This is a genomic window from Pseudomonas lactucae, assembly GCF_016937615.1.
GTDB lineage: Bacteria > Pseudomonadota > Gammaproteobacteria > Pseudomonadales > Pseudomonadaceae > Aquipseudomonas > Aquipseudomonas lactucae.
Genome location: NZ_JAFHKI010000034.1, coordinates 13,889 through 35,411, shown reverse-complemented (window position 1 = coordinate 35,411; position 21,523 = coordinate 13,889). Strand labels below are relative to the sequence as shown.

Here is a 21,523-nt window from a genome sequence, read left to right as displayed (position 1 = left end):
GAGGCCCGGCCCTGTTGGTCATAACGCTTAAACGGTTCACCCAACCCTGAAGACCTTTGGTCCGAAACCCTTCCCTGCGCCCGAGGGCACACCCGATGAATCAAGCCAGCAGCAGCCGTGTCAGCCGTGAACTCAAGGGTCATGTCCTGCTGTTGGGCCTGGACCGGGTGGCCAAGCGCAACGCTTTTGACCTGGGTCTGCTCAACGAGCTGAGCCTGGCCTATGGCGAATTTGATCGAAATGACCAGGCGCGGGTCGCCGTGGTATTTGCCCACGGCGACCACTTCACCGCCGGCCTGGACCTGGCCAATGTCAGCGCCGTGATGGCCGGCGGCTGGCAACCCCCGCTGGGCGGCTGCGATCCGTGGGGCGTATTCGCCGGCCCTCGCGTGAGCAAACCGGTGATCGTCGCCGCCCAGGGTTACTGCTTGACCCTCGGTATCGAATTGATGCTGGCGGCGGATATCAACCTCTGCGCGAGCAATACGCGCTTTGCGCAAATGGAAGTGCAGCGTGGGATTTTTCCGTTTGGCGGCGCGACATTGCGCTTTCATCAGATCGCCGGTTGGGGCAATGCGATGCGCTGGCTGCTCACCGGCGATGAGTTCGACGCCCATGAAGCCCTGCGCCTGGGGTTGGTGCAGGAAGTGATGGCCAGCGAGGACCTGCTGCCGCGCGCCATCGAACTGGCGAGACGTATCGCGCGCCAGGCCCCACTGGGCGTGCAGGCTACGTTGATGTCGGCGCGTTTGGCGCGCATGGAAGGCGAGACCGTAGCGGCAGCAGCGTTGCCGCCGATGGTGGATAAATTGTTTAACAGCGAAGATGCCAAGGAAGGGGTGCGGGCGATGGTCGAGAAGCGGCCGGGGGTGTTCAAGGGGATTTGAGGTGGCAGTACGGCCGCTATCGGGGGCAAGCCCCCTCCCACATTCGACCGCATTCCAAAGGATGTGCGCGTACAAATGTGGGAGGGGGCTTCCCCGATAGCGTCGGTACAGACGACTAAGTAGCCGGCCGAATCGCCTTGATCAACGCCTGCAACGAATACCCCAAACGCGGCGCCAGCGCCTCGGCGCGGGCCGTGAGCGCAGCAAGGTCCAACTCCTGATCCAGCTCCGAGGGCACCAGCAGAATCACATTGCCCTCCTTCACCGGCAGTTCCCAGTAATGCCGGTGGTACAACCCACGCAGCAACGCAGCACCCAAGGGTTTGCCATCGTCGGTGGCCCACTGGTTGATCACCAGCCAGCCGCCGGGGTTGAGTTTTTTCTGGCAGTTTTCCAGGAAGGTCCAGGCCAGGTGCCCGACGCCGGGGCCGACATCGGTATACAGGTCGACAAAAATCAGATCGGCCGGTTCAGCAGTCTCCAACAACTCCAGAGCGTCGCCGATGCGGATGTACAGCCGCGGATCGTCATCCAACCCCATGAACTCAATGGCCAGGCGCGGCACCTCGGGGCGCAGTTCGATGGCCTCGACGTCTTCCAACGCCAGGAACTTCAGGCAGGCCTGGGTCAGCGTGCCGGCGCCCAACCCGAGGAACAATGCGCTCTCCGGCTGATCGTGGCACAACGCACCGATCAGCATCGCACGGGTGTAGTCGTACTCCAGCCAGCTCGGATCAGCGGTGAACACACAGCTTTGCTCAATGGCGTCGCCAAATTCGAGAAATCGGTAATCGGCCACTTCGAGCACGCGGATCATGCCGAAATCATCATGGACCTCGGCCAGCAGGCGCTCGACACGCTCCTCTGTCATCACTACTCCTAACGGGGCTGCTGCATGCAAAAGCGCGATTGTCGGCCAACCGGCGGCAACAGGTCACGCACTAATTGCTGATAACATTGGCACCCGACCGTCAATCAGCCAATCGAGTTCATGATGAGCCAACCCTGGAGCCCCGACAGCTGGCGCGCCCTGCCAATCCAGCAACAACCCCAGTACCCGGACGCTGCACACCTGCTGCAGGTGGAACAGAGCCTGGCCAGCTATCCGCCGCTGGTGTTTGCCGGGGAAGCCCGCGAGTTGCGCCGTCAGTTTGCCGAGGTCACCCAGGGTCGCGCCTTCCTGTTGCAAGGCGGCGACTGCGCCGAGAGCTTTGCCGAGTTCTCCGCGGCAAAGATCCGCGACACCTTCAAAGTGCTGCTGCAGATGGCGATTGTCATGACCTTCGCCGCCGGGTGCCCGGTGGTGAAAGTCGGGCGCATGGCCGGCCAGTTCGCCAAGCCGCGCTCGGCCAACGATGAGACCATCGATGGCATCACCCTGCCCGCCTACCGTGGCGATATCGTCAACGGTATCGGCTTTGACGAAAAAAGCCGCGTGCCGGACCCGGACCGCCTGCTGCAGTCCTACCACCAGTCCACCGCCACGCTCAACTTGCTGCGCGCCTTTGCCCAGGGCGGTTTTGCCGATTTACACCAGGTACACAAGTGGAACCTGGACTTTATCGCCAACTCTGCCCTGGCTGAAAAATACAGCCAGCTGGCCAACCGCATCGATGAAACCCTGGCATTCATGCGTGCCTGCGGCATGGACAGCTCGCCGCAACTGCGCGAAACCAGCTTCTTCACCGCCCACGAAGCGCTGCTGCTGAACTACGAAGAAGCCTTCGTGCGCCGCGACAGCCTGACCAACGACTACTACGACTGCTCGGCCCATATGCTGTGGATCGGCGACCGTACCCGTCAGTTGGACGGCGCTCACGTGGAGTTCCTGCGCGGAGTGAACAACCCGATTGGCGTAAAGGTCGGCCCGAGCATGAACCCGGATAACCTGATCCGTTTGATCGATATCCTCAACCCGGACAACGACCCAGGCCGTCTCAACCTGATCGCGCGAATGGGCGCAGGCAAGGTCGGCGATCACTTACCGGAGCTGATCCGCGCCGTGCAACGCGAAGGCAAACAGGTGCTGTGGAGTTCGGACCCCATGCACGGCAACACCATCAAGGCCAGCAGCGGTTACAAAACACGCGACTTCGCGCAAATCCTGGGGGAAGTGAAGGACTTCTTCCAGGTGCACCAGGCCGAAGGCACCTATGCCGGCGGGATCCATATCGAGATGACCGGGCAGAATGTCACCGAATGCATCGGCGGCGCGCGGCCGATCACCGAAGACGGATTGTCGGACCGCTACCACACCCATTGCGACCCTCGGATGAATGCCGATCAATCCCTGGAGCTGGCGTTTCTGATTGCCGAGACCTTGAAGCAGGTCAAGCGCTGAGATGCTAGCCGACTGAACTGACGCCATCGCGGGCAAGCCCCCTCCCACATTTGGAATGTACTCCCCTGTGGGAGCCGGGCTTGCGCGATGAGACCCTAAAGCCCGATATGGATCATCGCCCTTCTTAACCGGGCAGCACTCGGGCTTTGGCAATTGAGCTGGACCTGCTCCAGCCCCAGCCAGGCGGCCATTTGCCGCAAGTTCAGCGCCAGCGCCAACATGCCTTCCTCATCCAGCCCCGGTTCTTCTTCGTGTACCGCATGCACCGCCAGGCGTCCGTTGGCGCGTTCGGCACGCAGGTCGATCCGTGCGGCAATGCGCTCGTTATGCAAGAACGGTAGCACGTAGTAGCCGTACACCCGTTTGTGTTGCGGGGTATAGATCTCCAGCCGGTAACGGAAATCAAACAACCGCTCGGTGCGGCTGCGCTCCCAAATCAACGAATCGAATGGTGACAGCAAGGCACTGGCCGGCACGTTGCGCGGCACCTTCGGTTCGGGCAGGCAATACGCCAGTTGCTTCCAGCCTTGCACTCGACACACCAGCAACTGACCGTCTTCGACCAATTCGGCCAAACGGCCGCGGCTGTCGGTAGGGTCCAGGCGGAAATAGTCGCGCAGGTCTTTTTCGGTGCCCACGCCCAGGGCCGTCGCGCTGTGCAGCAGCAGGCCGCGCTGGGCCTCGGCTTCCGTCAGAGAAGCCTGTTGAAGGATCTCGCCCGGGATGACACGTTCGGGCAAATCGTAAAGCCGTTCGAACCCGCGTCGCCCCGCGACGGTGACCAGGCCCGCAGCGAACAACCATTCCAGCGCGTGCTTCTCCTCACTCCAATCCCACCAGGGCCCGGCGCGCTCTTCGCGTGTCGACAAACTGCCTGCGCCCAGCGCGCCCTGCCGCTCGACGATCGCTAAAACACGTTGAATGGTGGCTTGCTGCTCGCGCCCAAAACGCGCCATCTGCGCATAGATGCCCTGGCCCTGCTGCGCCCGCTGCATGCGCCAACGCATCAACGGATACAACGCCATCGGCAGCAGAGAAGCCTCATGGCCCCAGTATTCAAACAAGGTACGCCGCCGCCCCTGGCTCCAGGCCGCCTGCTCAAGCATCAATGGGGAATAATTGCCCAGTCGCGAAAACAGCGGCAGGTAATGGGATCGCACCACCGCGTTGACCGAGTCGATCTGCAACACACCCAAACGCCCGATCAAACGGTTGAGGTGCGCGGCCTTGATCTGGGCAGGCGCCTGGCGCCCGGAAAAACCCTGGGCCGCCAGCGCCATGCGTCGAGCCTGCTTGAGGGAAAAGGACAGTTCGGCGGGCATGGACATCTCCTTGAGTGCTCGCGTCCTACCCTACTGCATCCCGGACTATTTTCGCAGCGGGTCTTCCCAGAAATGCCGATGATTTTCCTGCTCTACATCGGCCCGGCTCAGGCCGATGTCCTTGAGCGCGTCGTCGTTCATACTCGCCAGCGTCTGGCGCTCGCGGTGCAGCGTCTGCCAGCGCATAAACGTGTGGAACAGCCCGGCAAGTGGCCGTTTCGCCATCAGTACAAAACCTTTTTGACCTTTCATCTTCTCGCCCTCCCTTGGGGATGACGAAAGTGTGTGCCTGGCTCTATGATCAATCCAACGAATGTTTCTTATGCGATACATCTCAAGGATTGATCAATTGTCCAGCTACCCGAGTATCGACACCGAAGTGCTGCGCACCTTCGTCGCCATCGCCGATCAGGGCGGTTTTACCCGCGCCGGCAAACAGGTCAACCGCACGCAATCGGCGGTGAGCATGCAGATGAAGCGCCTGGAAGAAGACGTGCTGCAGCGCAAGTTATTCGAGCGCGACGGCCGGCAGGTGCGGCTGACGCCCGAGGGCCAGGTGTTGCTCGGGTACGCGCGGCGCATCCTGAAACTGCATAGCGAAGTGTTCAACACCCTCCGAGAGCCGCATATGGTCGGGCTGGTGCGCATCGGCACACCGGACGACTACGTGATGCGCTTTCTTCCTGGGATTCTCAAACGGTTTTCCAAGGCTTATCCGCTGATCCAGATCGAGATGCACTGCGAGTCGTCGCAAGTTTTAATGCAACGCAGGGATTTGGCCTTGACCGTGATCAGCCGCCAGCCCGGCGATGACATTGGAGAACTGTTGCGCACTGAGCGCTTGGTATGGGCGGCAGCGCAGAGTTTTTGCGTGGATGAGCACCAGGTCGTGCCTTTAGCCGTTTCGGGGACCGATTGCTTCGGTACCCAGTGGACCCAAACGGCATTGGAGGCGGCCGGGCTCGACTACCGCCTGGCCTATCACAGCTCCAATTGTGCGGCGATTCAGAGCGTGGTCGGCGCCGGACTCGCGGTCATGGCCAGCATGGAAAGCCTGGTGACCGAAGACTTGCGGATACTCGGCAGCAACGAAGGTTTTCCGCCATTGCCCTCGATGAACCTGCGCCTGCTACGCAACCCGGCGATGGCCTCGCCCATCACCGAATGCCTGGCCGAGTACATTATCGAAGGCTTCAAACTTTGAAGGTGAGCATCACCGCGCAGACCACCAGGAAGCCGCAGAAAAGGCCGCGCAACAGACGCTCCGGCAGCGCATGGGCGACTTTCACGCCCCAACTGATGCTGAGCAGGCCGCCGACCGCCAGGGGGATGCCGATCATCCAGTCGACTTCGTGGTGCCAGGCATAGGTCACCAACGTCACACCGGTACTGGGCAGCGCCAGGGCCAGGGACAAGCCTTGGGCGACCACTTGGGTGGTGCCGAAAATACTGGTCAGCACTGGCGTCGCGACCACCGCGCGCCGACGCCAAACAAACCGCCCATGGAGCCGGACGCCGCGCCCAACACCCCCAACCAAGGCCAGGAATAGCGCATTTGTGCCGTCGGCGGCGCATTGCGCGTGAACATGCGCACCAGGTTGTAGGTCGACAGCGCCACCAGAAAGACAATAAAGCCAATACGCATCGCGCCGGCATCCAGCCCCACCGCCCAGATCGAACCGAGCCAGGCAAAGGTGAAGCCCATCAGCCCCAGCGGCAATGCATGGCGCAGTTCAATCCGGTTGCGCTGGTGGTAGCGCCACAGGGCCAGCATCACGTTCGGCACCACCATCACCAGCGCCGTGCCCTGGGCGATCTGCTGATCCAGGCCGAACAGGACACCGAGCACCGGGATGGCAATCAGCCCACCGCCGATGCCGAACAGCCCGCCCACCGTGCCCAAGGCCGCGCCCAATACCAGGTACATCACTAAATCCAACACCACTCATTACTCCATGAACCCAGGCCTTGCATGCTACGCAGTCGGCTCTGGCGCGCAAAGGCACAGCAACGCACAATGGCTGTGCCAATCTTGCATAAGCGCGCCCGCATGAACCCTAATCTCCTGACCGATCAGCTGAGCCTGTTTCTCGATGTACTGGAAACCGGCAGTTTTTCCGCCGCCGCACGCCGCCATCCGTTGACGCCTTCGGCGGTGGCGCGGCGTATCGACAGCCTGGAAAGTTCGGTGGGCAGCCGCCTGTTCCAGCGCAGTACCCATGCGGTGCTGCCGACCCCGGCAGGCCTGGCGTTTGCCGAGCGCGCGCGGCGGATTGTCAGCGAGTTGCAGCTGGCGCGCGCTGAAGCGGTGTCCCTGAGCCATGCACCGGAGGGGCTGATTCGTGTGGACGCACCGGCGGCGTTTGGTCGGCGACACCTGGCGCCGGTAATTGCGGACTTTTTGAATGTGTACCCGGGGCTGGATGTGCACCTGCACCTGATCGACAGCTTTGTGGACATGCAGGGCGCGCACCTGGGCAAGGTCGACCTGGTGCTGCGTGCCGGGCACATCGTCGATACCCGGCTGATCGCCACGCCCCTGGCCAGCATCGTGCGCATCGCCTGCGCCAGCCCGGCCTACCTGAAAAGCCGAGGCACACCGACCCACCCCCGCGAATTGAGCGACCATGACGGCCTGGATTGGGATGGCCTGGCGCCGATGTTCGCCTGGCGCTTTGAAATGGACGGACGCCGCGCCACATACCGCCCGCAGCGCATCCGCATGAGCGCCAACAATGCCGAAGCCCTGCTCTGCGGCGCCCTGGCCGGACTGGGTATCGCCCACTTGCCCACCTGGCTGGCCAGCGAGTACCTGGTGCGTGGCGAATTGCTGCCGCTGTTTTGCGAAGACGGTCTGCCCAGCCCGGAAACCACCGGCATCTATGCCCTGCGCTTGGAACAGCAGCCCAATGCACGCAGCCGCTTGCTGCTGGAATACCTGAAATCCCGATTCAGCCCGGTACCGCCATGGGACCTGGCCCTGCAAAGCGGCCTGGTCTGACCATTCGCCAGAATTATCTAGCGCATTAAACATTTGCCCGCTAGATTCCAGGCCAGACACGTTTTTTAAAGGCCCCGCCATGAGCAAGAACCCTGATCCCTGCGAAAACCTGATGCTGGACAACCAACTGTGCTTCGCCCTGCACTCCACCTCGCTGCTGATGACCAAAGTCTACAAGCCCCTGCTGCAAGCCCTCGGCCTGACCTACCCGCAGTACCTGGCCATGATGGTGCTGTGGGAAGAGGACGGTTTGACCGTCGGCGAAATCAGCAGCCGCCTGCTGACCGATCCGGGCTCCCTGACACCTTTGCTCAAACGCTTAGAGGTTGAAGGCCTGCTCAGCCGCACCCGCAGCCGTGAAGACGAGCGCGTGGTCGTGGTGGAATTGACCGACGCCGGCCGCGCTCTGCAGGACAAGGCCATGAACATTCCCCACTGCATCCTCGGCGCCAGCGGGTTGGAGCTGGACCAACTGCGCAAACTGCAGGCTGAGTTGATTACCCTGCGCAACAACCTGCAAAGCACCCTCTAACAGGCAATAAAGCACTCAAACATGTGGGAGCAAGCCCCCTCCCACATTGGTTTAGGGTGCCCAGAAAAAATATTTATAAATTTATCTTGCGCGCAAAATGTTAGCGCTATACATTCACCTCACCAACTGCTTAGCGCGCAAACATTTAGCGCAAACAACCCAAGAGGAAAACCCCATGCAAACGCTCTATACCGCAGTAGCCACCGCCACCGGCGGCCGTGATGGTCGTGCTGTTTCCAGCGATCACATCCTCGACGTCAAACTTTCCACGCCGAAGGAACTGGGCGGCGCCGGCGGCCAGGCCACCAACCCGGAACAATTGTTCGCCGCCGGTTACTCGGCCTGCTTCATCGGTGCACTGAAATTCGTCGCCAGCCAGACCAAACGCAAAATCCCGGACGACGCCTCGATCACTGCCCACGTTGGCATCGGCCAGATCCCCGGCGGTTTCGGCCTGGACATCGACCTGCACATCAGCCTGCCAGGCTTGGCCCAGGATGAGGCGCAAAGCCTGGTCGACGCCGCTCACCAAGTGTGCCCGTACTCCAACGCCACGCGTGCAACGTCGATGTGCGTCTGCACGTAGCCGTCTAACCAACTCTGCCAGCCCAGGAGAAGATCATGAACACCTTTGCCAAAGCGCTCACCGGTACCCTGCTCACCCTGTCCGTCACTCACGCCTTCGCCGCCAGCGGCGATGTTGAACACAACACCCAGGCGTTCCTGGATGTGCTGAACGCTGGCACGGGCAAGCCGATCGAACAGCTGGCGCCTAAAGACGCCCGTGCGGTGCTGACCGGCGCCCAGGCCGGTGTGAAGCTGACGCTGCCCAAGGCCGATGTGAGCCAGAAGACCATCCAGGTCGACGGCAAGCCGCTGGACCTGACGATCGTGCGTCCGGCCGGGGTCAAGGGCACATTGCCAGTGTTCATGTTCTTCCACGGCGGCGGCTGGGTGCTTGGGGATTACCCTACGCATGAGCGTCTGGTACGCGATCTGGTGGCGGGTTCAGGAGCGGTGGCAGTGTTTGTCAATTACACACCGTCCCCTGAAGCGCACTACCCGGTGGCGATCAACCAGGCCTACGGCGCAACCAAATGGGTGGCCGAGCATGGCAAAGAGATCAACGTTGATGGCAAGCGCCTGGCGGTCGCGGGCAACAGCGTCGGCGGCAACATGGCGGCCGTGGTCAGCCTGATGGCCAAGGACAAAGGCACGCCGGCAATCAAGTTCCAACTGCTGTTGTGGCCGGTGACCGACGCCAACTTCGACACGGGGTCCTACAACCAATACGCCGAAGGGCACTTCCTCACCAGGAACATGATGAAGTGGTTCTGGGACAACTACACCACCGATGCCAAGCAACGCGCCGAGATCTACGCCTCGCCGCTGCGGGCCACCACTGAACAACTCAAGGGCCTGCCGCCCGCACTGGTGCAGACCGCCGGTGCCGACGTGCTGCGTGATGAAGGTGAAGCCTATGCCCGCCAGCTGGATGCGGCCGGTGTGCCGGTGACCGCGGTGCGCTACAACGGCATGATCCACGACTACGGTTTGCTCAACGTGGTCAGCCAGGTGCCGGCGGTGCGTTCAGCAATGCTGCAAGCGTCGGCTGAGCTCAAGCAACACCTGAAGTAAAACCTGCGCTCATAAAAAACCCGACTCATGGTCGGGTTTTTGCTTCGTACGGCAGGGCCAGAATTACTTCTTGGCGCGACCTTTGTACGAACCGCCTTCGCGGGTGTCGATCTCGATCAGGTCGTCGATTTCGATGAAATCGGCCACTTGCAGCTCGGTACCGTTGCTCAGCTTGGCTGGCTTCATCACTTTGCCCGAAGTGTCACCGCGAGCGGAACCTTCGGTGTAGGCAACCTTACGCACGATAGTGGTCGGCAGTTCTACGGAAACCAGGCGCTCTTCGAAGAAAATAGCTTCGCAGACGTCTTCCATGCCTTCTTCGATGAACGGCAGAACGGCTTCGATGTCTTCAGCGTTCAGTTCGTACATGGTGTAGTCAGTGGTGTCCATGAACGTGTAGGTGTCGCCGCTGATGAAGGACAGGGTCGCTTCTTTGCGGTCGAGGATCACATCGTCCAGTTTGTCGTCGGCGCTGTAGACGATCTCGGTCTTGTAACCGGTCAGCAGGTTCTTCAGCTTGGTCTTCATGATTGCGCTGTTACGACCAGACTTGGTGAACTCAGCTTTCTGAACCAGCCAAGGGTCGTTTTCAAGACGGATCACTGTACCGGGTTTCAGTTCTTTACCAGTTTTCATTGCATATATCCGAAATTTGGATGGGATTTACAAAATTCAAGGTGGCGTATCATATCCAACTTTCATAAAACTGTACCAGCGCCGTCGCAAGATCGGCCTGCAAGCCCTGTTCCAGACACCAGGTTTGGGCGTGCAGACTCACTTCCGGCCAGTGCTCCAGCAGCATTTTCCATGGCTGCGCCATATCATCCTCGGTGTTCCAGGCTTGCCAGAGCGCAACCAGCGCAGCCTTGGCCGCCGGCGACAAAGCCGCGGTGTACAGCGCCAGGAAAGCGTCGAGCTTGTCCAGATGGATGTCTTCGTCCTGGCGATAGATGTGCCACAACAATGGCCGCCCGGCCCACTGGGCGCGCACGAACGAGTCCTCACCACGCACGGCATTGAAGTCGCAGCACCACAGCAAATGGTCATACTGCTCCTGACGCACGAATGGCAGCACCTGCACGGTCAGGGCGTCACGTCGGTGCACATCCCCCGCTGTCAGCCCCTCTGCACCGAGCCAACGCTGAACGTCACCGAGGATGCGCCCTTCCGGCACCAACAGATGAGTGGCACGCCCGTCCGTCGCTAATACATCCAGCCAACTGGCGAGCCCGGCGTTTTCGTAAGCAAACAGGGAGAATAATCGCGCACCATCTGCCGGAAATACCCCGAGGCTTTGCAGGAATTGCCGCTGCGCAACCGCATCCTGTTGAAAAGCCTGACGCTGCTCCAGTAATCCCGCTTCACGCAACAGGCCGCCCGTCCCAGGACGAAAACCAGGGAAAAAGAAGTACTTCTGCACGCCCTTGTACTTTACCGATGGCAGCCGATGACAGCCCACCACCCAGTCTTCGGCACTGAGGTAATCCAGGTTCATCCACAGTGGCGCACGCTCGCGTTCGGCCATGGTGTCCATATAGCCAGGCGGCAACTGGCAGGCAAACGCCGCGATGACTACGTCCGCAGAAGGCGCGCCGGCCCACTCGGCGGGCCAATGGCGCACATCGACGCCCTCCTGCCACTGCTGCGCCGCCTGCACATCGATCTGCGGGCACATGCGTTCGAACGCACGCAGATCATCGACCCACAAACGCACCTCGCATCCTTGCTCCGCCACCAACTGACGGGCCAGGCGCCAGGTCACGCCGATGTCGCCGTAGTTGTCGACGACGCTGCAAAAAATATCCCAGCGGGCTTTCATTCCGGGCTCCAACACTCAAAGGCTCGATTGTCCGCATAAATGCGCTGATGCAGAAGGCTTGATCACGATTATTCTGCCCTCTGGCTGTGCGACAATCGTCGCCACGCCGTCAATGCCTGCCAGGAGGCCATCATGTCCGAACGTCCGTTGTCGCTGTTCAAGCTCAGTGCCGCTGTGGCTTTTGGCTTGTGGCTGGGGTTTATCGCCATTGCGTTGACCGCCTGGCTGGCCACGCGCTACCTGTTCCCGCAGAGCCTGGCCCCCGTGGCGCAAGCCGTGCAACAGCTAGGCAAGCCGGCCGCGACGGCACCGGCGCCGGAGCCGCCCAACCGCATGTTCGAGCAATACCAACAGAATCTGCAAAAACAGGAACAGCAGCAAACTCTCGACCAGGCACGCAGCAACGCACGTAACCTGTCCAACCCAAAATGCCAGTTCTGGCTGCAACAGGACCAGAACGCGCCGAATGAAAAAAGCCGGGCAAATGTCCTGCAATTCTGCGAATGATCAAGCACAGCCATGAATAAACACGCCGTTCACCAGTTGATTCTGGAAAAGCTCACCACCGACCTCTGCATCGCCCAGCGCGCCGCGCAGACCGCTTACGAAACCGCGACCCACGAAGAGAACATCGCCGAAAACAAATACGACACCCTGGGGCTGGAGGCCTCCTACCTGGCGGCCGGCCAGGCCAAGCGGGTCGAGGAGATCAAGCAGGCGTTGGCGCTGTGTCAGAACCTGCAACTGCGCACCTACGATGAGCGACGCGGGATAGAAATCGGCACGCTCATGGGCCTGGAAGACGAAAACGGTCGCCAGCAGTGGCTGTTCCTGGCACCGGACGCGGCGGGCTTGAAGGTGGACGTGGTCGGGCAACCGGTGACGGTCATCACCCCGCGCTCACCCTTGGGCAAGAACCTGCTGGGCAAGTGCATCGATGATGAGGTGGAGATTCTGGTGGCGGGCGCCCGGCAACACTTCACGGTCACCGAGGCCCGCTGAGCCACTCAGTGGATCGGCAGTTCAACGCCGTCAAACAACTCTTCCAGTTCCTGCTTGTTGTGGCACTGGATCGCCTTGGCCATGACTTCGCGGGTCAGGTGCGGCGCGAACTTCTCGATGAAATCGCACATGAAGCCACGCAGGAATGTGCCACGACGGAAGCCGATCTTGGTCACGCTGGACTCGAACAGCTCGCTGGCATCGAGCACCACCAGGTCTTTGTCGAGCTGAGTGTCGACCGCCATCTTGGCGACGATCCCCACGCCCAGGCCCAGGCGCACATAGGTCTTGATCACGTCGGCGTCGGCGGCGGTAAACACCACTTTCGGCGTGAGGCCGCGATGGCTGAAGGCTTCGTCGAGCTTGGAACGGCCGGTAAAACCGAACACATAGGTGACGATCGGGTATTCAGCCAGGGCTTCCAGGGTCAGCTTCGGCAGCTTGGCCAACGGGTGCCCCTGAGGCACCACCACGCAACGGTTCCAGCGGTAGCAAGGCATCATCACCAGGTCGCCGAACAGCTCAAGGGCTTCGGTGGCGATGGCGAAATCGACGGTGCCGTCAGCCGCCATTTCGGCAATCTGCATCGGCGAACCCTGGTGCATGTGCAGGGCCACATCCGGGTATTGCTTGATGAAGTCACGGATCACCGGGGGCAATGCATAACGCGCCTGGGTGTGCGTGGTTGCGATCGACAGGGTGCCCTTTTTCTCGTTGGAGAACTCCTGGGCGATCTGCTTGATGCTTTCGACCTTACGCAGGATCTCGCCGGCGGTGGTGATGATGCGCTCACCGGCCGGGGTCACGCGGGTCAGGTGCTTGCCGCTGCGGGCGAACACTTCGACACCCAGCTCGTCTTCGAGCAGGCGGATCTGCTTGCTGATACCGGGTTGCGAGGTGTACAGGCTTTGAGCGGTAGCGGAAACGTTGAGATCGTGGTGCGCCACCTCCCAGATGTAGCGCAATTGTTGGAGCTTCATATGTATCCCTCAAAGCAGATAGACGCCACGGGTATCAGCGACGGTATATAACTATATTAAAGGTCAGACGGATAAATCTAGAACTTTTTATCCTTTCTACCATTCACACGTCATCACTGCGTCGACGTTGTAGCGACGGCACCAGGTAAACCGGCACACTGGACAGCTGCAGCACCCGTGCAGCGGTGCGTCCCAGCGGCGTAGCGGCCGCCGTTGCGTGGCTGTGACTGCAACGATCAACAGATCGACGGACAGCTTGCGCAACTGCTCGAGGATCACCTCGCACGGATCGCCCTGAATCACCCTGACCGACCGGATCAACTGCAGATCCTGCTCCCCATCCGCTAACTCTTCGCGAAAACTGTCCAGCACACGCTGTTCGATGGTCGCCATCACCGCCGTCACCCCCTGGGCTTGCCACTCACTCAAGGCTTTCTCATCAAGGTAGCTCTGCAACACCGATTCGGCGAACAGCCCGATGGGCTCGACCACATGAATGACATATAGATCCGCCTTGAAGGTTCGCGCCAGCGCCAATGCATGCTGCATCACATAAGGCGCGTACGGACCGAGGTCCGTGGCATACAGCATCGAGCGAATCATAAAACCTCCTGGACTGCCAGGCTGGAGGAGATTGAATGAGCTTAGCAGCGCCCTTAAGGCACGACCTGAATCCGCACCTCGTTACTGATGCCATGGGGGACATGTCCGGTGGCCACCACTTCCCTGGCCTTCTCGCAATGACCGGCCTGGTCGTCGAAAAACACATCGGCGGCAAAAGCTTCGAGGAACGCGGATTTTTCCAACCCCCCGAGAAACAACGATTCATCCAGGCGGATATCCCACTCGCGCAAGGTGCGAATCACCCGTTCATGGGACGGCGCCGACCGTGCCGTGACCAGCGCGGTACGGATCGGACAGGCCTCATCAGGAAACTCACGCTGCAACAAATTGAGCGCCGCCAGGAAGCCTTTGAACGGCCCGCCGTGCAATGGCTGACGCGCCGACTCGCGCTCGCTCGCCTGGAACGCCTCCAGGCCACCGGCCTGGTACACGCGTTCCGACTCATCGGAGAACAGAACCGCGTCGCCGTCGAAGGCAATCCGCAGTTCCTCGCTGCAGGCCCGGCGCGCACCGCCCGACAATATCGTCGCGGCGGCAAAGCCGGCATCGAGGGCGCTGCGCACATCCTCGGCATGGGTCGACAGAAACAGGTGGCAGCCAAACGCGGCTAAATAAGGATAAGGACTACGCCCGCCTACGAAAGCGGCGCGGGAAATATCCAGGCCGTAATGCTGGATCGAGTTGAACACGCGCAGGCCCGTGTCTGCGCTGTTGCGTGACACCAACACCACCTCGACACGCGCCCGGCCCAGGCTGGCGTTAAGGCTCAGCAGCTTTTTGGCCAACGGGAAGGCGTCACCAGGCTCAAGGATTTCTTCCTCGTGTTCGATCTGGTATTGGCGATAAGCCTCAACCCCTTGGGCCAGATAGACCTTGTGGCTGTCGCTCAGGTCGAACAGCGCTCGCGATGAAATCGCCAGTACCAGTTTGTCGCCCAATCCCTTTGCCATGATGTGTCCCCCGACTCAGCGGTTGTGCCGATCAATAAAGCTCAAGGCCTGGTACAGCGCCCGCATCCGCGGCAACTCGCAACCGGCGGCCTTGGCAGCGGCCAGCGGACGCGCGTAGATCGCCGCCAGCTCCAATGGGCGTTTGTGCACGTGGTCGTGGTACATGCTCGGCAGGTAGTCGTCCATGGATTCAGTCATGGTGAACATCTGCCCAGCGTAACTGGCGGGAATCTCATGGCCGCAGGCGTGAGCGCCCTGCACCACTTCGGCCATCAGCGCCTGGATCAGTTCGCGGCTGGATTCGTCCGCCATCAACGCTGTGGTGCCGCTGCCCAGCAAGACAGAGAGGCCATTGAAGGGCACGTTCCACACCAGCTTGTGCCAGCGCGCCTGATGCACATTGGCCATGGCCTGGGACTCGATGCCGGCCTGGTGAAACAACGCGGCACCGGCTTCGACGATGGATTTTTGAAGGTGTTCGTCGTTGGCCGCCGAACCGCTGTGGTAGCCCAGGTTGACGCGCCCCAGCGCCTGGTGCTCGACAACACCGGGGCCGGAGCGGTGCACACCGATATAGCACAGCCCGCCCAGCAGATGCAGTGACGTCGGCAGGTGTTCGCGCAGGCTGTCTTCAACGTCCAGGCCGTTCTGCAGTAACACCACCTTGGCATCCGGCGCGGCGACCTGGGCAAGTGTCGGCGCCAGCTCCACGTTACCCGTGGACTTGGTGCCCACCAGCAGCCAGTCGCAGGGCGGCATATCGGCAGCGCTCGCATACGCCTGTACCGGCTGCAAGTGCAACTGGCCATGCACGTTGCTGTTGACACGCAGACCATGCTGGCTGACCGCCGCGTACTCGCTGCGCAACAGGAAGTGCACGTCGAACCCGGCACGCGCCAGCATCACGCCGTAGAAACCACCAATGGCGCCGGTGCCGATAATCCCAATACGTGGCGATGGAGCGGTCATGGCAAGTCCTCAGGAGTGCGGGTCAGCGCTTGATTCACCGCGCTGGTCAGGTCAGAAAGTGTAAGACGTGTCTGTAATTGCCCGAGGAACTGACCCTCGCACACCACGAACAACGCGGGCAAATGAAAGATTTGGTAGCGTTCGACCGCGCCACCGTTGTGCCCGGCATCCACCCAGCACACACGGTCCACCGGCAAGCGCCAACCCGGCAATTGCTGGCGTGCCCAACGGCAACTGGAACACCCTTCGCTTGCGAACACCACCAGCGAAATCCCTGGCAATCCCAGCAATTGCTGGTCAATATCCAGATCGGTCAATTCCAGTTCCTTCACTATACTGCTGCCACCGCCGTCGACTGGACGGTGCTCGGAGTCCGTGTACATGGGTCGTTTTTTACCTCACCCTGATGATGTCGCCGCGCTGTTGATCCAACGTCCTTCCCCCGCCATTCCCCGCCAACGCCTGCACACTATCGGCCTGGGCGGCGTCGCCTGCAATTGCCCGCGTGCCTGGCGCCAGGGCACCGCCGTTGATCTGCACATTCCCTCGCTGGGTGCCAACGCGCGTTATCCGGGCTACGTGGCGTGGTGTCGCAAGGTGGAAGACGGCTATCGCGTCGCGGTTTCGTTTACCGATGAGCATGCCCTGTTCGGGGCGCGCATGGGTGAGCAAGCATGCAGGATAGAGCGCTACTGCCGCCAGCACGAAGAGGGCGACCCCACCCCTGCGCAACTCGAAGCCCTGGCCCGCGAGTGGGTGGCGCGCCATGCCGGTGAGTTCTCCCATGAGGCGTTTGTGCAGCCAGCGCGGGATTAAAGCGGGCTTTGCCCATTGTCGCGGGCCCGTGTTACGCGCTAAGGTTCCTCCCCCCTGCATCCAAATCATGCTGTGCTCCGCCGCACGGGGATGGCTGGCGGCCGGCACCCGTGACCCTGACGAGTAACACGATGGCTGATTTACCGATCAATGACCTAAACGTCGAATCCAACGAGACACTGATCACGCCCGATCAGCTCAAGCGCGAAATACCTTTGAGCGAGGCTGCCTTGCAGACCGTTACCAAGGGCCGCGAAGTCATCCGTGAGATTCTCGACGGCACCGACCACCGCCTTTTTGTAGTGATCGGCCCCTGCTCGATCCACGACCTCAAGGCCGCCCACGAATACGCTGAGCGCCTCAAGGTGCTGGCGGCTGAAGTGGCCGACACCTTGTACCTGGTGATGCGCGTCTATTTCGAGAAGCCGCGTACCACCGTGGGCTGGAAAGGTTTGATCAACGACCCGTACCTGGACGACTCTTTCAAGATCCAGGACGGCTTGCACATCGGCCGCAAACTGCTGCTGGACCTGGCCGAAATGGGCCTGCCCACCGCTACCGAAGCGCTGGACCCGATCTCCCCGCAGTACCTGCAGGACCTGATCAGCTGGTCGGCCATCGGCGCACGCACCACCGAATCCCAGACCCACCGCGAAATGGCGTCCGGCCTGTCTTCTGCCGTGGGCTTCAAGAACGGCACCGACGGCGGCCTGACGGTTGCAATCAACGCGCTGCAATCGGTTTCCAGCCCTCACCGTTTCCTGGGAATCAACCAGGAAGGCGGCGTCTCCATCGTCACCACCAAAGGCAATGCCTATGGTCACGTGGTGCTGCGCGGCGGCAACGGCAAGCCCAACTATGACTCGGTCAGTGTGGCCCTGTGCGAACAGGCACTGAACAAGGCCAAAATCAAGCCGAACATCATGGTCGATTGCAGCCACGCCAACTCCAACAAGGACCCGGCCCTGCAACCGCTGGTAATGGAAAACGTCGCCAACCAGATTCTGGAAGGCAACCAGTCGATCATCGGCCTGATGGTCGAAAGCCACCTGAACTGGGGTTGCCAAGCCATTCCAAAAGATCTGGCCGACTTGCAGTACGGCGTGTCGATCACCGATGCCTGCATCGATTGGTCCGCTACCGAGAACACCCTGCGCAGCATGCACGCCAAGCTCAAGGACGTATTGCCCAAACGCAAACGCACTTGAATCGGAGCGTAACAGCGCACACAAAAACGCCGGGCTGAGCCCGGCGTTTTTTATGCTGCTGTTTTTATGCCTTACAGCTTCGCGGCATGGCGCTGGTGGCGCTCCATGTAGCGCTCGACATAGGAGCAGGACGGAATCACCGTGTAGCCAGCCTCTTCGGCGAACTTCAAGGCCGCTTCGGTCAACGCCGCCGCAATGCCACGGCCCCGCAGTGCGTTAGGCACAAAGGTCCGATAGATATCCAGGGTCTGCTTCCCAAGGTCCATATAGGTCAGATAGGCACGATGACCGTCCACATTGGTCTCGAACTGATGACCAGCCTGGTCATGGTGGATGGACAACGCCTCGCTCATCACTACTCCTTGCGGGTCTTGGTTTCTGACCCCTACCTTACCGATGTTTTTCCGGCGAAGGAACATCTACGCCACCCCGTGCCGGTTTCGACAACGAGAAAACCTTGAGCGCTCACACCTGCACGTAGGGAATAGTAGGCACCAATCCTGCGATTGCTCAAGGCGCACTCGTCATCCTCTGCCACGGGTGGATATAGAAAAGACCTCGACCCGTCGCGGATCGAAAGCCTGAACATTGCCGGCTGTTGAACCTTGAGACGAACAGGCGCTCTTAAAGTCACCTCTACATGCGTAAAAGATGCCCGGCGAGGCCACACGCAACGCAACGCAAGTGTCGAGATGAATATATAAATTTTCATCTAGCTGCAAGGCTTGGCACATGCGGGCCGGCCCTTTCAGCCTGGGTCTCATTTGCGCCCGATCGAAAAAAATTGGACGCTTTTTATACAAATCCCCAAAAGGTCAGCCAAAACAGATTCGCCGCGAGAATTTTTTTTGCTTCTTGCGCTACGTCAGTTTACTTACTACAAGTAATGGGTAGTATGTACGCCGGCTATTAGCTCACTCTGAGAAAGTAGCCATTTAATAGAAAGTCCTTGAAGGGGAACACGATGAACAACGTTCTGAAATTCTCTGCTCTGGCTCTGGCCGCAGTTCTGGCTACCGGTTGCAGCAGCGTCTCCAAAGAAACCGAAGCTCGTCTGACTGCAACTGAAGACGCAGCAGCTCGCTCCCAGGCCCGTGCAGACGAAGCCTACCGTAAAGCTGATGAAGCTCTGGCTGCTGCTCAAAAAGCACAACAGACTGCTGACGAAGCTAACGAGCGCGCTCTGCGCATGCTTGAAAAAGCTAGCCGCAAGTAATAACCCCTCGGGGTTGTTATCAAGCCGATCCATTTATGGATCGGCTTTTTTTTGCCTGAATGCGCGAGGGACGTTGTGGCGATTCGACTTGCTCCCGATAACGGGGTAACCGCCAGCACATCAGATAGTGACCGACCGCTATAGGGAGCTAATCCCCTCTCACATGCTTCGCTCGGGCTTATTGTTGCAGATCGATCGGCGCGCTGGAGGCGATCGGCGCAGCGCCGGGCACGCCGATTTCGGTGGGCAACCCCTCTTCCGCCGCTACCACATCACGTACCTGATCCCAATTGACCCGCAGGTTATTGGCCAAGTCTTCACGCTTGAGCAGCGCGTTGATCACTGCCGTGTGCTTGTCGACCACCGACGGCGTGCCATCGTCGTTCAACGGCGTATGGGCTTCGAGATAGACCTTACCGCCGCTGCTGCCGAACTTGTAGGCATCATTGATGATGCGCACCGAGGTGCCCACCGGCACCATACCGGCCATCTCCAGCACGTTGTTGTTGAACATGCGGAAGCAACCATGACTGGTGCGCGTGCCGATGCCGAACTTCATGTTGGAACCGTGGATCAGGTAACCCGGTGTACCCAGGGTGAACTTGAACGGGCCCAGGGGGTTGTCCGGGCCGGCCGGTACCACGTTGGGTAACGGGTCACCGTTGGCGGCGTGTTCGGCCTTGATGGAAGCCGGTGGCGTCCAGGTCGGGTTCGGTGTCTTGGCGATGATGCTGGTATGGGCAATCGGCGAGCCCCAGCCCTCGCGACCAATCCCCAGCGGGAAGGTGTAGACCACGTTCTGGCCCTTGGGGAAGTAATAGAGCCGGTACTCCGCCAGGTTGATTACGATGCCTTCACGAGGTCCCGGTGGCAGGATGAAGCGCGTCGGCAAGACGATTTCGGTGCCCGCCCCCGGCAACCAGGCATCGACACCGGGGTTGGCCGCAACCATCTCCGAATAGCCCAGATCGTAGGTCGTGCCCAGGTCGGCGAAGGTGTCTTCGTACTTGGCCTTGATCACCTGGACCTGGCCGACGATGTCCTCACCGGGTGGTGGCAAAGGCAACTGCAACGCGGACGCAGAACCGGACGCACAGAGTGCAGCGAGAGACAGGCAGCAGGTGACGACGGAAAGGCGCGACAACATCCGGAAAATCCTTCGCAGAACGACGGGTAGGTTAAAAGCGAGCCACGAGCTGCAAGCTTTCAGCCGCTAGCTTACAGCTTATAGCTAGGAGCTTGCAGCTGCATCTAGAGTTCGAAACGCAACTCCGGCCAGATCGGCGGCGTGCCACGCTTCTGGGACTCAAGAATGGCCCGGCATAAGGGGCACAGGCGCTGGTCCTGAAAAATCGATCGATCAACCAGCGACCAGCGTGGTTGCGCCGGCAATAAAGTGCCGCACAGCGTGCGATCGATAGAGCCCCCCAGCTCCAATTGACGCGTGACCAGATGTACCCGCACTTCCTGGCAGGCGAACAGATCCAGCTGCTCGTCCGGTTCGATCAGTTGGTAATTAAACAGGGACCAGGCAGGACGCGACATCGGGGGCTCCAGATCAGGGGGGCGCCACCTTAGCCGAAAGCCTGCCGGTAGAAAAGCGTCATAACAGCGGTTTGAGCGTTGGCCAGACATTTTCCAGCAACTTGCCCTGGGCGGCGACCGCCGGGTGCAGTTGGTCAGCCTGCATCAACTCCGGATGGCCGCCGATACCTTCAAGGAAAAACGGTACCAGCGGGATATTTTTTTCCTTGGCCAATGTGCCAAAGACGTCGGCAAAGGCCTTGGTGTATCGCGGACCGTAATTAGGTGGCAACTGCATCCCCAACAACAGCACCTTGGCGCCGCCGGCCCTGGACTGATCAATCATCGATGCAAGATTTTGTTGCAATTGCGCCGGCGGCTGCCCGCGCAAGCCATCATTGCCCCCAAGCTCGATAACCACCACGTCCGGCTTATGCTCCGCAAGCGCCGCCGGCAGCCGCGCGAGGCCTCCGGCACTGGTATCGCCACTGATGGAGGCGTTGACCACCTTATCGTCGAAACCTTCCTTCTTGAGGCGTTGTTCCAGCAATGCAACCCATCCTTTGCGGGTATCCAGGCCGAAACCGGCACTGATACTATCGCCGACGATCAGGATCGTACCCGCCGCTGCGCTCTGGGCCACGCACAACAAGGCCAGGCCAGCACTCAAAAACCACATTCGCATCGGATTCTC

24 protein-coding genes and 3 pseudogenes are annotated in these 21,523 nt (G+C 60.5%); 12 read left to right on the top strand and 15 right to left on the bottom strand.

Annotation, left to right across the window (positions count from 1 at the left end; genetic code table 11):
• Positions 1-95: 95 nt before the first annotated feature.
• The gene (locus JWR98_RS07215; protein WP_078732238.1) at positions 96-887 is read left to right on the top strand and encodes a crotonase/enoyl-CoA hydratase family protein; all 792 of its coding nucleotides are present in this window, start codon (positions 96-98) and stop codon (positions 885-887) included.
• A 115-nt stretch (positions 888-1,002) separates the two neighbouring features.
• Here the strand turns inward: JWR98_RS07215 and JWR98_RS07210 are convergent, their stop codons facing one another.
• The gene (locus JWR98_RS07210; protein ID WP_205489607.1) at positions 1,003-1,758 is read right to left on the bottom strand and encodes a spermidine synthase; all 756 of its coding nucleotides are present in this window, start codon (positions 1,756-1,758) and stop codon (positions 1,003-1,005) included.
• Between the two features lie 123 nt (positions 1,759-1,881).
• Between JWR98_RS07210 and JWR98_RS07205 the strand changes: the two genes are divergently transcribed.
• Positions 1,882-3,228: a class II 3-deoxy-7-phosphoheptulonate synthase gene (locus JWR98_RS07205; RefSeq protein WP_078732236.1), complete on the top strand. Its 1,347-nt coding sequence runs from the start codon at positions 1,882-1,884 to the stop codon at positions 3,226-3,228.
• A 95-nt stretch (positions 3,229-3,323) separates the two neighbouring features.
• Here JWR98_RS07205 and JWR98_RS07200 read toward each other — a convergent pair whose 3' ends face one another.
• Positions 3,324-4,550, bottom strand: coding sequence for a winged helix-turn-helix domain-containing protein (locus tag JWR98_RS07200; protein ID WP_078732235.1), 1,227 nt, complete (start codon positions 4,548-4,550; stop codon positions 3,324-3,326).
• 45 nt (positions 4,551-4,595) lie between these two features.
• On the bottom strand, positions 4,596-4,802 hold the full coding sequence (locus JWR98_RS07195; RefSeq protein WP_225908620.1) for a DUF1127 domain-containing protein: 207 nt from the start codon (positions 4,800-4,802) through the stop codon (positions 4,596-4,598).
• 70 nt (positions 4,803-4,872) lie between these two features.
• On the opposite strand from JWR98_RS07195, the gene JWR98_RS07190 reads away from it, so the two are divergent.
• Positions 4,873-5,754: a LysR family transcriptional regulator gene (locus tag JWR98_RS07190; protein ID WP_078732233.1), complete on the top strand. Its 882-nt coding sequence runs from the start codon at positions 4,873-4,875 to the stop codon at positions 5,752-5,754.
• On the opposite strand, the pseudogene JWR98_RS07185 reads toward JWR98_RS07190, so the two are convergent.
• Positions 5,744-6,492: pseudogene (locus tag JWR98_RS07185) on the bottom strand (sulfite exporter TauE/SafE family protein). The gene JWR98_RS07190 and the pseudogene JWR98_RS07185 sit on opposite strands and share 11 nt — an antisense overlap.
• Positions 6,493-6,600: 108 nt before the next feature.
• Here JWR98_RS07185 and JWR98_RS07180 point away from each other — a divergent pair.
• The 4 genes and pseudogenes from JWR98_RS07180 (at position 6,601) to JWR98_RS07165 (ending at position 9,721) form a co-directional block, all read left to right on the top strand.
• Complete coding sequence (locus JWR98_RS07180) at positions 6,601-7,551, top strand: LysR family transcriptional regulator (RefSeq protein ID WP_078732311.1); 951 nt, start codon at positions 6,601-6,603, stop codon at positions 7,549-7,551.
• Positions 7,552-7,630: 79 nt separating this feature from the next.
• Positions 7,631-8,083 carry a MarR family winged helix-turn-helix transcriptional regulator gene (locus tag JWR98_RS07175; protein WP_078732232.1) on the top strand — a complete coding sequence of 151 codons (453 nt, stop codon included), beginning with the start codon at positions 7,631-7,633 and terminating at the stop codon, positions 8,081-8,083.
• 175 nt (positions 8,084-8,258) lie between these two features.
• Positions 8,259-8,677, top strand: a pseudogene (locus tag JWR98_RS07170) (organic hydroperoxide resistance protein).
• A gap of 27 nt (positions 8,678-8,704) precedes the next feature.
• The gene (locus JWR98_RS07165) at positions 8,705-9,721 is read left to right on the top strand and encodes an alpha/beta hydrolase (RefSeq protein WP_078732230.1); all 1,017 of its coding nucleotides are present in this window, start codon (positions 8,705-8,707) and stop codon (positions 9,719-9,721) included.
• Positions 9,722-9,784: 63 nt separating this feature from the next.
• On the opposite strand, the gene JWR98_RS07160 is transcribed toward JWR98_RS07165, so the two are convergent.
• Together JWR98_RS07160 and earP are read right to left on the bottom strand one after the other, a co-directional pair.
• The gene (locus JWR98_RS07160; RefSeq protein WP_003172723.1) at positions 9,785-10,357 is read right to left on the bottom strand and encodes an elongation factor P; all 573 of its coding nucleotides are present in this window, start codon (positions 10,355-10,357) and stop codon (positions 9,785-9,787) included.
• Between the two features lie 49 nt (positions 10,358-10,406).
• Positions 10,407-11,540, bottom strand: a complete 1,134-nt coding sequence (gene earP, locus JWR98_RS07155; RefSeq protein WP_078732229.1) for an elongation factor P maturation arginine rhamnosyltransferase EarP — start codon at positions 11,538-11,540, stop codon at positions 10,407-10,409.
• A gap of 132 nt (positions 11,541-11,672) precedes the next feature.
• On the opposite strand from earP, the gene JWR98_RS07150 reads away from it, so the two are divergent.
• Positions 11,673-12,047: a hypothetical protein gene (locus JWR98_RS07150; RefSeq protein ID WP_078732228.1), complete on the top strand. Its 375-nt coding sequence runs from the start codon at positions 11,673-11,675 to the stop codon at positions 12,045-12,047.
• Between the two features lie 12 nt (positions 12,048-12,059).
• Positions 12,060-12,542: a GreA/GreB family elongation factor gene (locus tag JWR98_RS07145; RefSeq protein ID WP_205489606.1), complete on the top strand. Its 483-nt coding sequence runs from the start codon at positions 12,060-12,062 to the stop codon at positions 12,540-12,542.
• Between the two features lie 5 nt (positions 12,543-12,547).
• Here JWR98_RS07145 and cysB read toward each other — a convergent pair whose 3' ends face one another.
• From cysB to JWR98_RS07120, 5 genes and pseudogenes are all read right to left on the bottom strand, one after another.
• The gene (gene cysB / locus JWR98_RS07140; protein ID WP_003172719.1) at positions 12,548-13,522 is read right to left on the bottom strand and encodes an HTH-type transcriptional regulator CysB; all 975 of its coding nucleotides are present in this window, start codon (positions 13,520-13,522) and stop codon (positions 12,548-12,550) included.
• Between the two features lie 103 nt (positions 13,523-13,625).
• Positions 13,626-14,125: pseudogene (locus tag JWR98_RS07135) on the bottom strand (universal stress protein).
• A 53-nt stretch (positions 14,126-14,178) separates the two neighbouring features.
• Positions 14,179-15,096, bottom strand: a complete 918-nt coding sequence (locus JWR98_RS07130) for a 5'-nucleotidase (RefSeq protein WP_205489605.1) — start codon at positions 15,094-15,096, stop codon at positions 14,179-14,181.
• A gap of 15 nt (positions 15,097-15,111) precedes the next feature.
• Complete coding sequence (locus tag JWR98_RS07125) at positions 15,112-16,065, bottom strand: putative 2-dehydropantoate 2-reductase (protein WP_078732224.1); 954 nt, start codon at positions 16,063-16,065, stop codon at positions 15,112-15,114.
• Positions 16,062-16,448 carry a YbbN family protein gene (locus tag JWR98_RS07120; RefSeq protein WP_078732223.1) on the bottom strand — a complete coding sequence of 129 codons (387 nt, stop codon included), beginning with the start codon at positions 16,446-16,448 and terminating at the stop codon, positions 16,062-16,064. Before JWR98_RS07120 ends, JWR98_RS07125 begins: the two co-directional genes overlap by 4 nt.
• On the opposite strand from JWR98_RS07120, the gene JWR98_RS07115 reads away from it, so the two are divergent.
• Together JWR98_RS07115 and JWR98_RS07110 are read left to right on the top strand one after the other, a co-directional pair.
• Positions 16,447-16,881: a PilZ domain-containing protein gene (locus JWR98_RS07115; protein WP_078732222.1), complete on the top strand. Its 435-nt coding sequence runs from the start codon at positions 16,447-16,449 to the stop codon at positions 16,879-16,881. The genes JWR98_RS07120 and JWR98_RS07115 overlap by 2 nt on opposite strands.
• Before the next feature lie 131 nt (positions 16,882-17,012).
• Complete coding sequence (locus JWR98_RS07110; protein WP_078732221.1) at positions 17,013-18,089, top strand: 3-deoxy-7-phosphoheptulonate synthase; 1,077 nt, start codon at positions 17,013-17,015, stop codon at positions 18,087-18,089.
• 71 nt (positions 18,090-18,160) lie between these two features.
• Here JWR98_RS07110 and JWR98_RS07105 read toward each other — a convergent pair whose 3' ends face one another.
• On the bottom strand, positions 18,161-18,442 hold the full coding sequence (locus JWR98_RS07105) for a GNAT family N-acetyltransferase (RefSeq protein WP_042944380.1): 282 nt from the start codon (positions 18,440-18,442) through the stop codon (positions 18,161-18,163).
• Positions 18,443-19,053: 611 nt separating this feature from the next.
• Here JWR98_RS07105 and oprI point away from each other — a divergent pair.
• Positions 19,054-19,305 carry an outer membrane lipoprotei OprI gene (oprI, locus tag JWR98_RS07100; RefSeq protein WP_003172710.1) on the top strand — a complete coding sequence of 84 codons (252 nt, stop codon included), beginning with the start codon at positions 19,054-19,056 and terminating at the stop codon, positions 19,303-19,305.
• A gap of 178 nt (positions 19,306-19,483) precedes the next feature.
• Here oprI and JWR98_RS07095 read toward each other — a convergent pair whose 3' ends face one another.
• The 3 genes from JWR98_RS07095 to JWR98_RS07085 form a co-directional block, all read right to left on the bottom strand.
• Positions 19,484-20,452, bottom strand: coding sequence for a L,D-transpeptidase family protein (locus JWR98_RS07095; RefSeq protein WP_078732220.1), 969 nt, complete (start codon positions 20,450-20,452; stop codon positions 19,484-19,486).
• Between the two features lie 104 nt (positions 20,453-20,556).
• Positions 20,557-20,850 carry a hypothetical protein gene (locus tag JWR98_RS07090; protein ID WP_003172705.1) on the bottom strand — a complete coding sequence of 98 codons (294 nt, stop codon included), beginning with the start codon at positions 20,848-20,850 and terminating at the stop codon, positions 20,557-20,559.
• A 58-nt stretch (positions 20,851-20,908) separates the two neighbouring features.
• Entirely contained in the window at positions 20,909-21,514 is a 606-nt protein-coding gene (locus JWR98_RS07085) for an arylesterase (RefSeq protein ID WP_078732219.1), read from the bottom strand.
• Positions 21,515-21,523 lie beyond the last annotated feature (9 nt).

Bases quoted from the DNA above. Each gene is read 5' to 3' on its own strand.
- JWR98_RS07215 (WP_078732238.1), top strand. From the start codon at position 96: ATGAATCAAGCCAGCAGCAGCCGTGTCAGCCGTGAACTCAAGGGTCAT.
- JWR98_RS07210 (WP_205489607.1), bottom strand. From the start codon at position 1,758: ATGACAGAGGAGCGTGTCGAGCGCCTGCTGGCCGAGGTCCATGATGAT.
- JWR98_RS07205 (WP_078732236.1), top strand. From the start codon at position 1,882: ATGAGCCAACCCTGGAGCCCCGACAGCTGGCGCGCCCTGCCAATCCAG.
- JWR98_RS07200 (WP_078732235.1), bottom strand. From the start codon at position 4,550: ATGCCCGCCGAACTGTCCTTTTCCCTCAAGCAGGCTCGACGCATGGCG.
- JWR98_RS07195 (WP_225908620.1), bottom strand. From the start codon at position 4,802: ATGAAAGGTCAAAAAGGTTTTGTACTGATGGCGAAACGGCCACTTGCC.
- JWR98_RS07190 (WP_078732233.1), top strand. From the start codon at position 4,873: ATGCGATACATCTCAAGGATTGATCAATTGTCCAGCTACCCGAGTATC.
- JWR98_RS07180 (WP_078732311.1), top strand. From the start codon at position 6,601: ATGAACCCTAATCTCCTGACCGATCAGCTGAGCCTGTTTCTCGATGTA.
- JWR98_RS07175 (WP_078732232.1), top strand. From the start codon at position 7,631: ATGAGCAAGAACCCTGATCCCTGCGAAAACCTGATGCTGGACAACCAA.
- JWR98_RS07165 (WP_078732230.1), top strand. From the start codon at position 8,705: ATGAACACCTTTGCCAAAGCGCTCACCGGTACCCTGCTCACCCTGTCC.
- JWR98_RS07160 (WP_003172723.1), bottom strand. From the start codon at position 10,357: ATGAAAACTGGTAAAGAACTGAAACCCGGTACAGTGATCCGTCTTGAA.
- earP (WP_078732229.1), bottom strand. From the start codon at position 11,540: ATGAAAGCCCGCTGGGATATTTTTTGCAGCGTCGTCGACAACTACGGC.
- JWR98_RS07150 (WP_078732228.1), top strand. From the start codon at position 11,673: ATGTCCGAACGTCCGTTGTCGCTGTTCAAGCTCAGTGCCGCTGTGGCT.
- JWR98_RS07145 (WP_205489606.1), top strand. From the start codon at position 12,060: ATGAATAAACACGCCGTTCACCAGTTGATTCTGGAAAAGCTCACCACC.
- cysB (WP_003172719.1), bottom strand. From the start codon at position 13,522: ATGAAGCTCCAACAATTGCGCTACATCTGGGAGGTGGCGCACCACGAT.
- JWR98_RS07130 (WP_205489605.1), bottom strand. From the start codon at position 15,096: ATGGCAAAGGGATTGGGCGACAAACTGGTACTGGCGATTTCATCGCGA.
- JWR98_RS07125 (WP_078732224.1), bottom strand. From the start codon at position 16,065: ATGACCGCTCCATCGCCACGTATTGGGATTATCGGCACCGGCGCCATT.
- JWR98_RS07115 (WP_078732222.1), top strand. From the start codon at position 16,447: ATGGGTCGTTTTTTACCTCACCCTGATGATGTCGCCGCGCTGTTGATC.
- JWR98_RS07120 (WP_078732223.1), bottom strand. From the start codon at position 16,448: ATGTACACGGACTCCGAGCACCGTCCAGTCGACGGCGGTGGCAGCAGT.
- JWR98_RS07110 (WP_078732221.1), top strand. From the start codon at position 17,013: ATGGCTGATTTACCGATCAATGACCTAAACGTCGAATCCAACGAGACA.
- JWR98_RS07105 (WP_042944380.1), bottom strand. From the start codon at position 18,442: ATGAGCGAGGCGTTGTCCATCCACCATGACCAGGCTGGTCATCAGTTC.
- oprI (WP_003172710.1), top strand. From the start codon at position 19,054: ATGAACAACGTTCTGAAATTCTCTGCTCTGGCTCTGGCCGCAGTTCTG.
- JWR98_RS07095 (WP_078732220.1), bottom strand. From the start codon at position 20,452: ATGTTGTCGCGCCTTTCCGTCGTCACCTGCTGCCTGTCTCTCGCTGCA.
- JWR98_RS07090 (WP_003172705.1), bottom strand. From the start codon at position 20,850: ATGTCGCGTCCTGCCTGGTCCCTGTTTAATTACCAACTGATCGAACCG.
- JWR98_RS07085 (WP_078732219.1), bottom strand. From the start codon at position 21,514: ATGCGAATGTGGTTTTTGAGTGCTGGCCTGGCCTTGTTGTGCGTGGCC.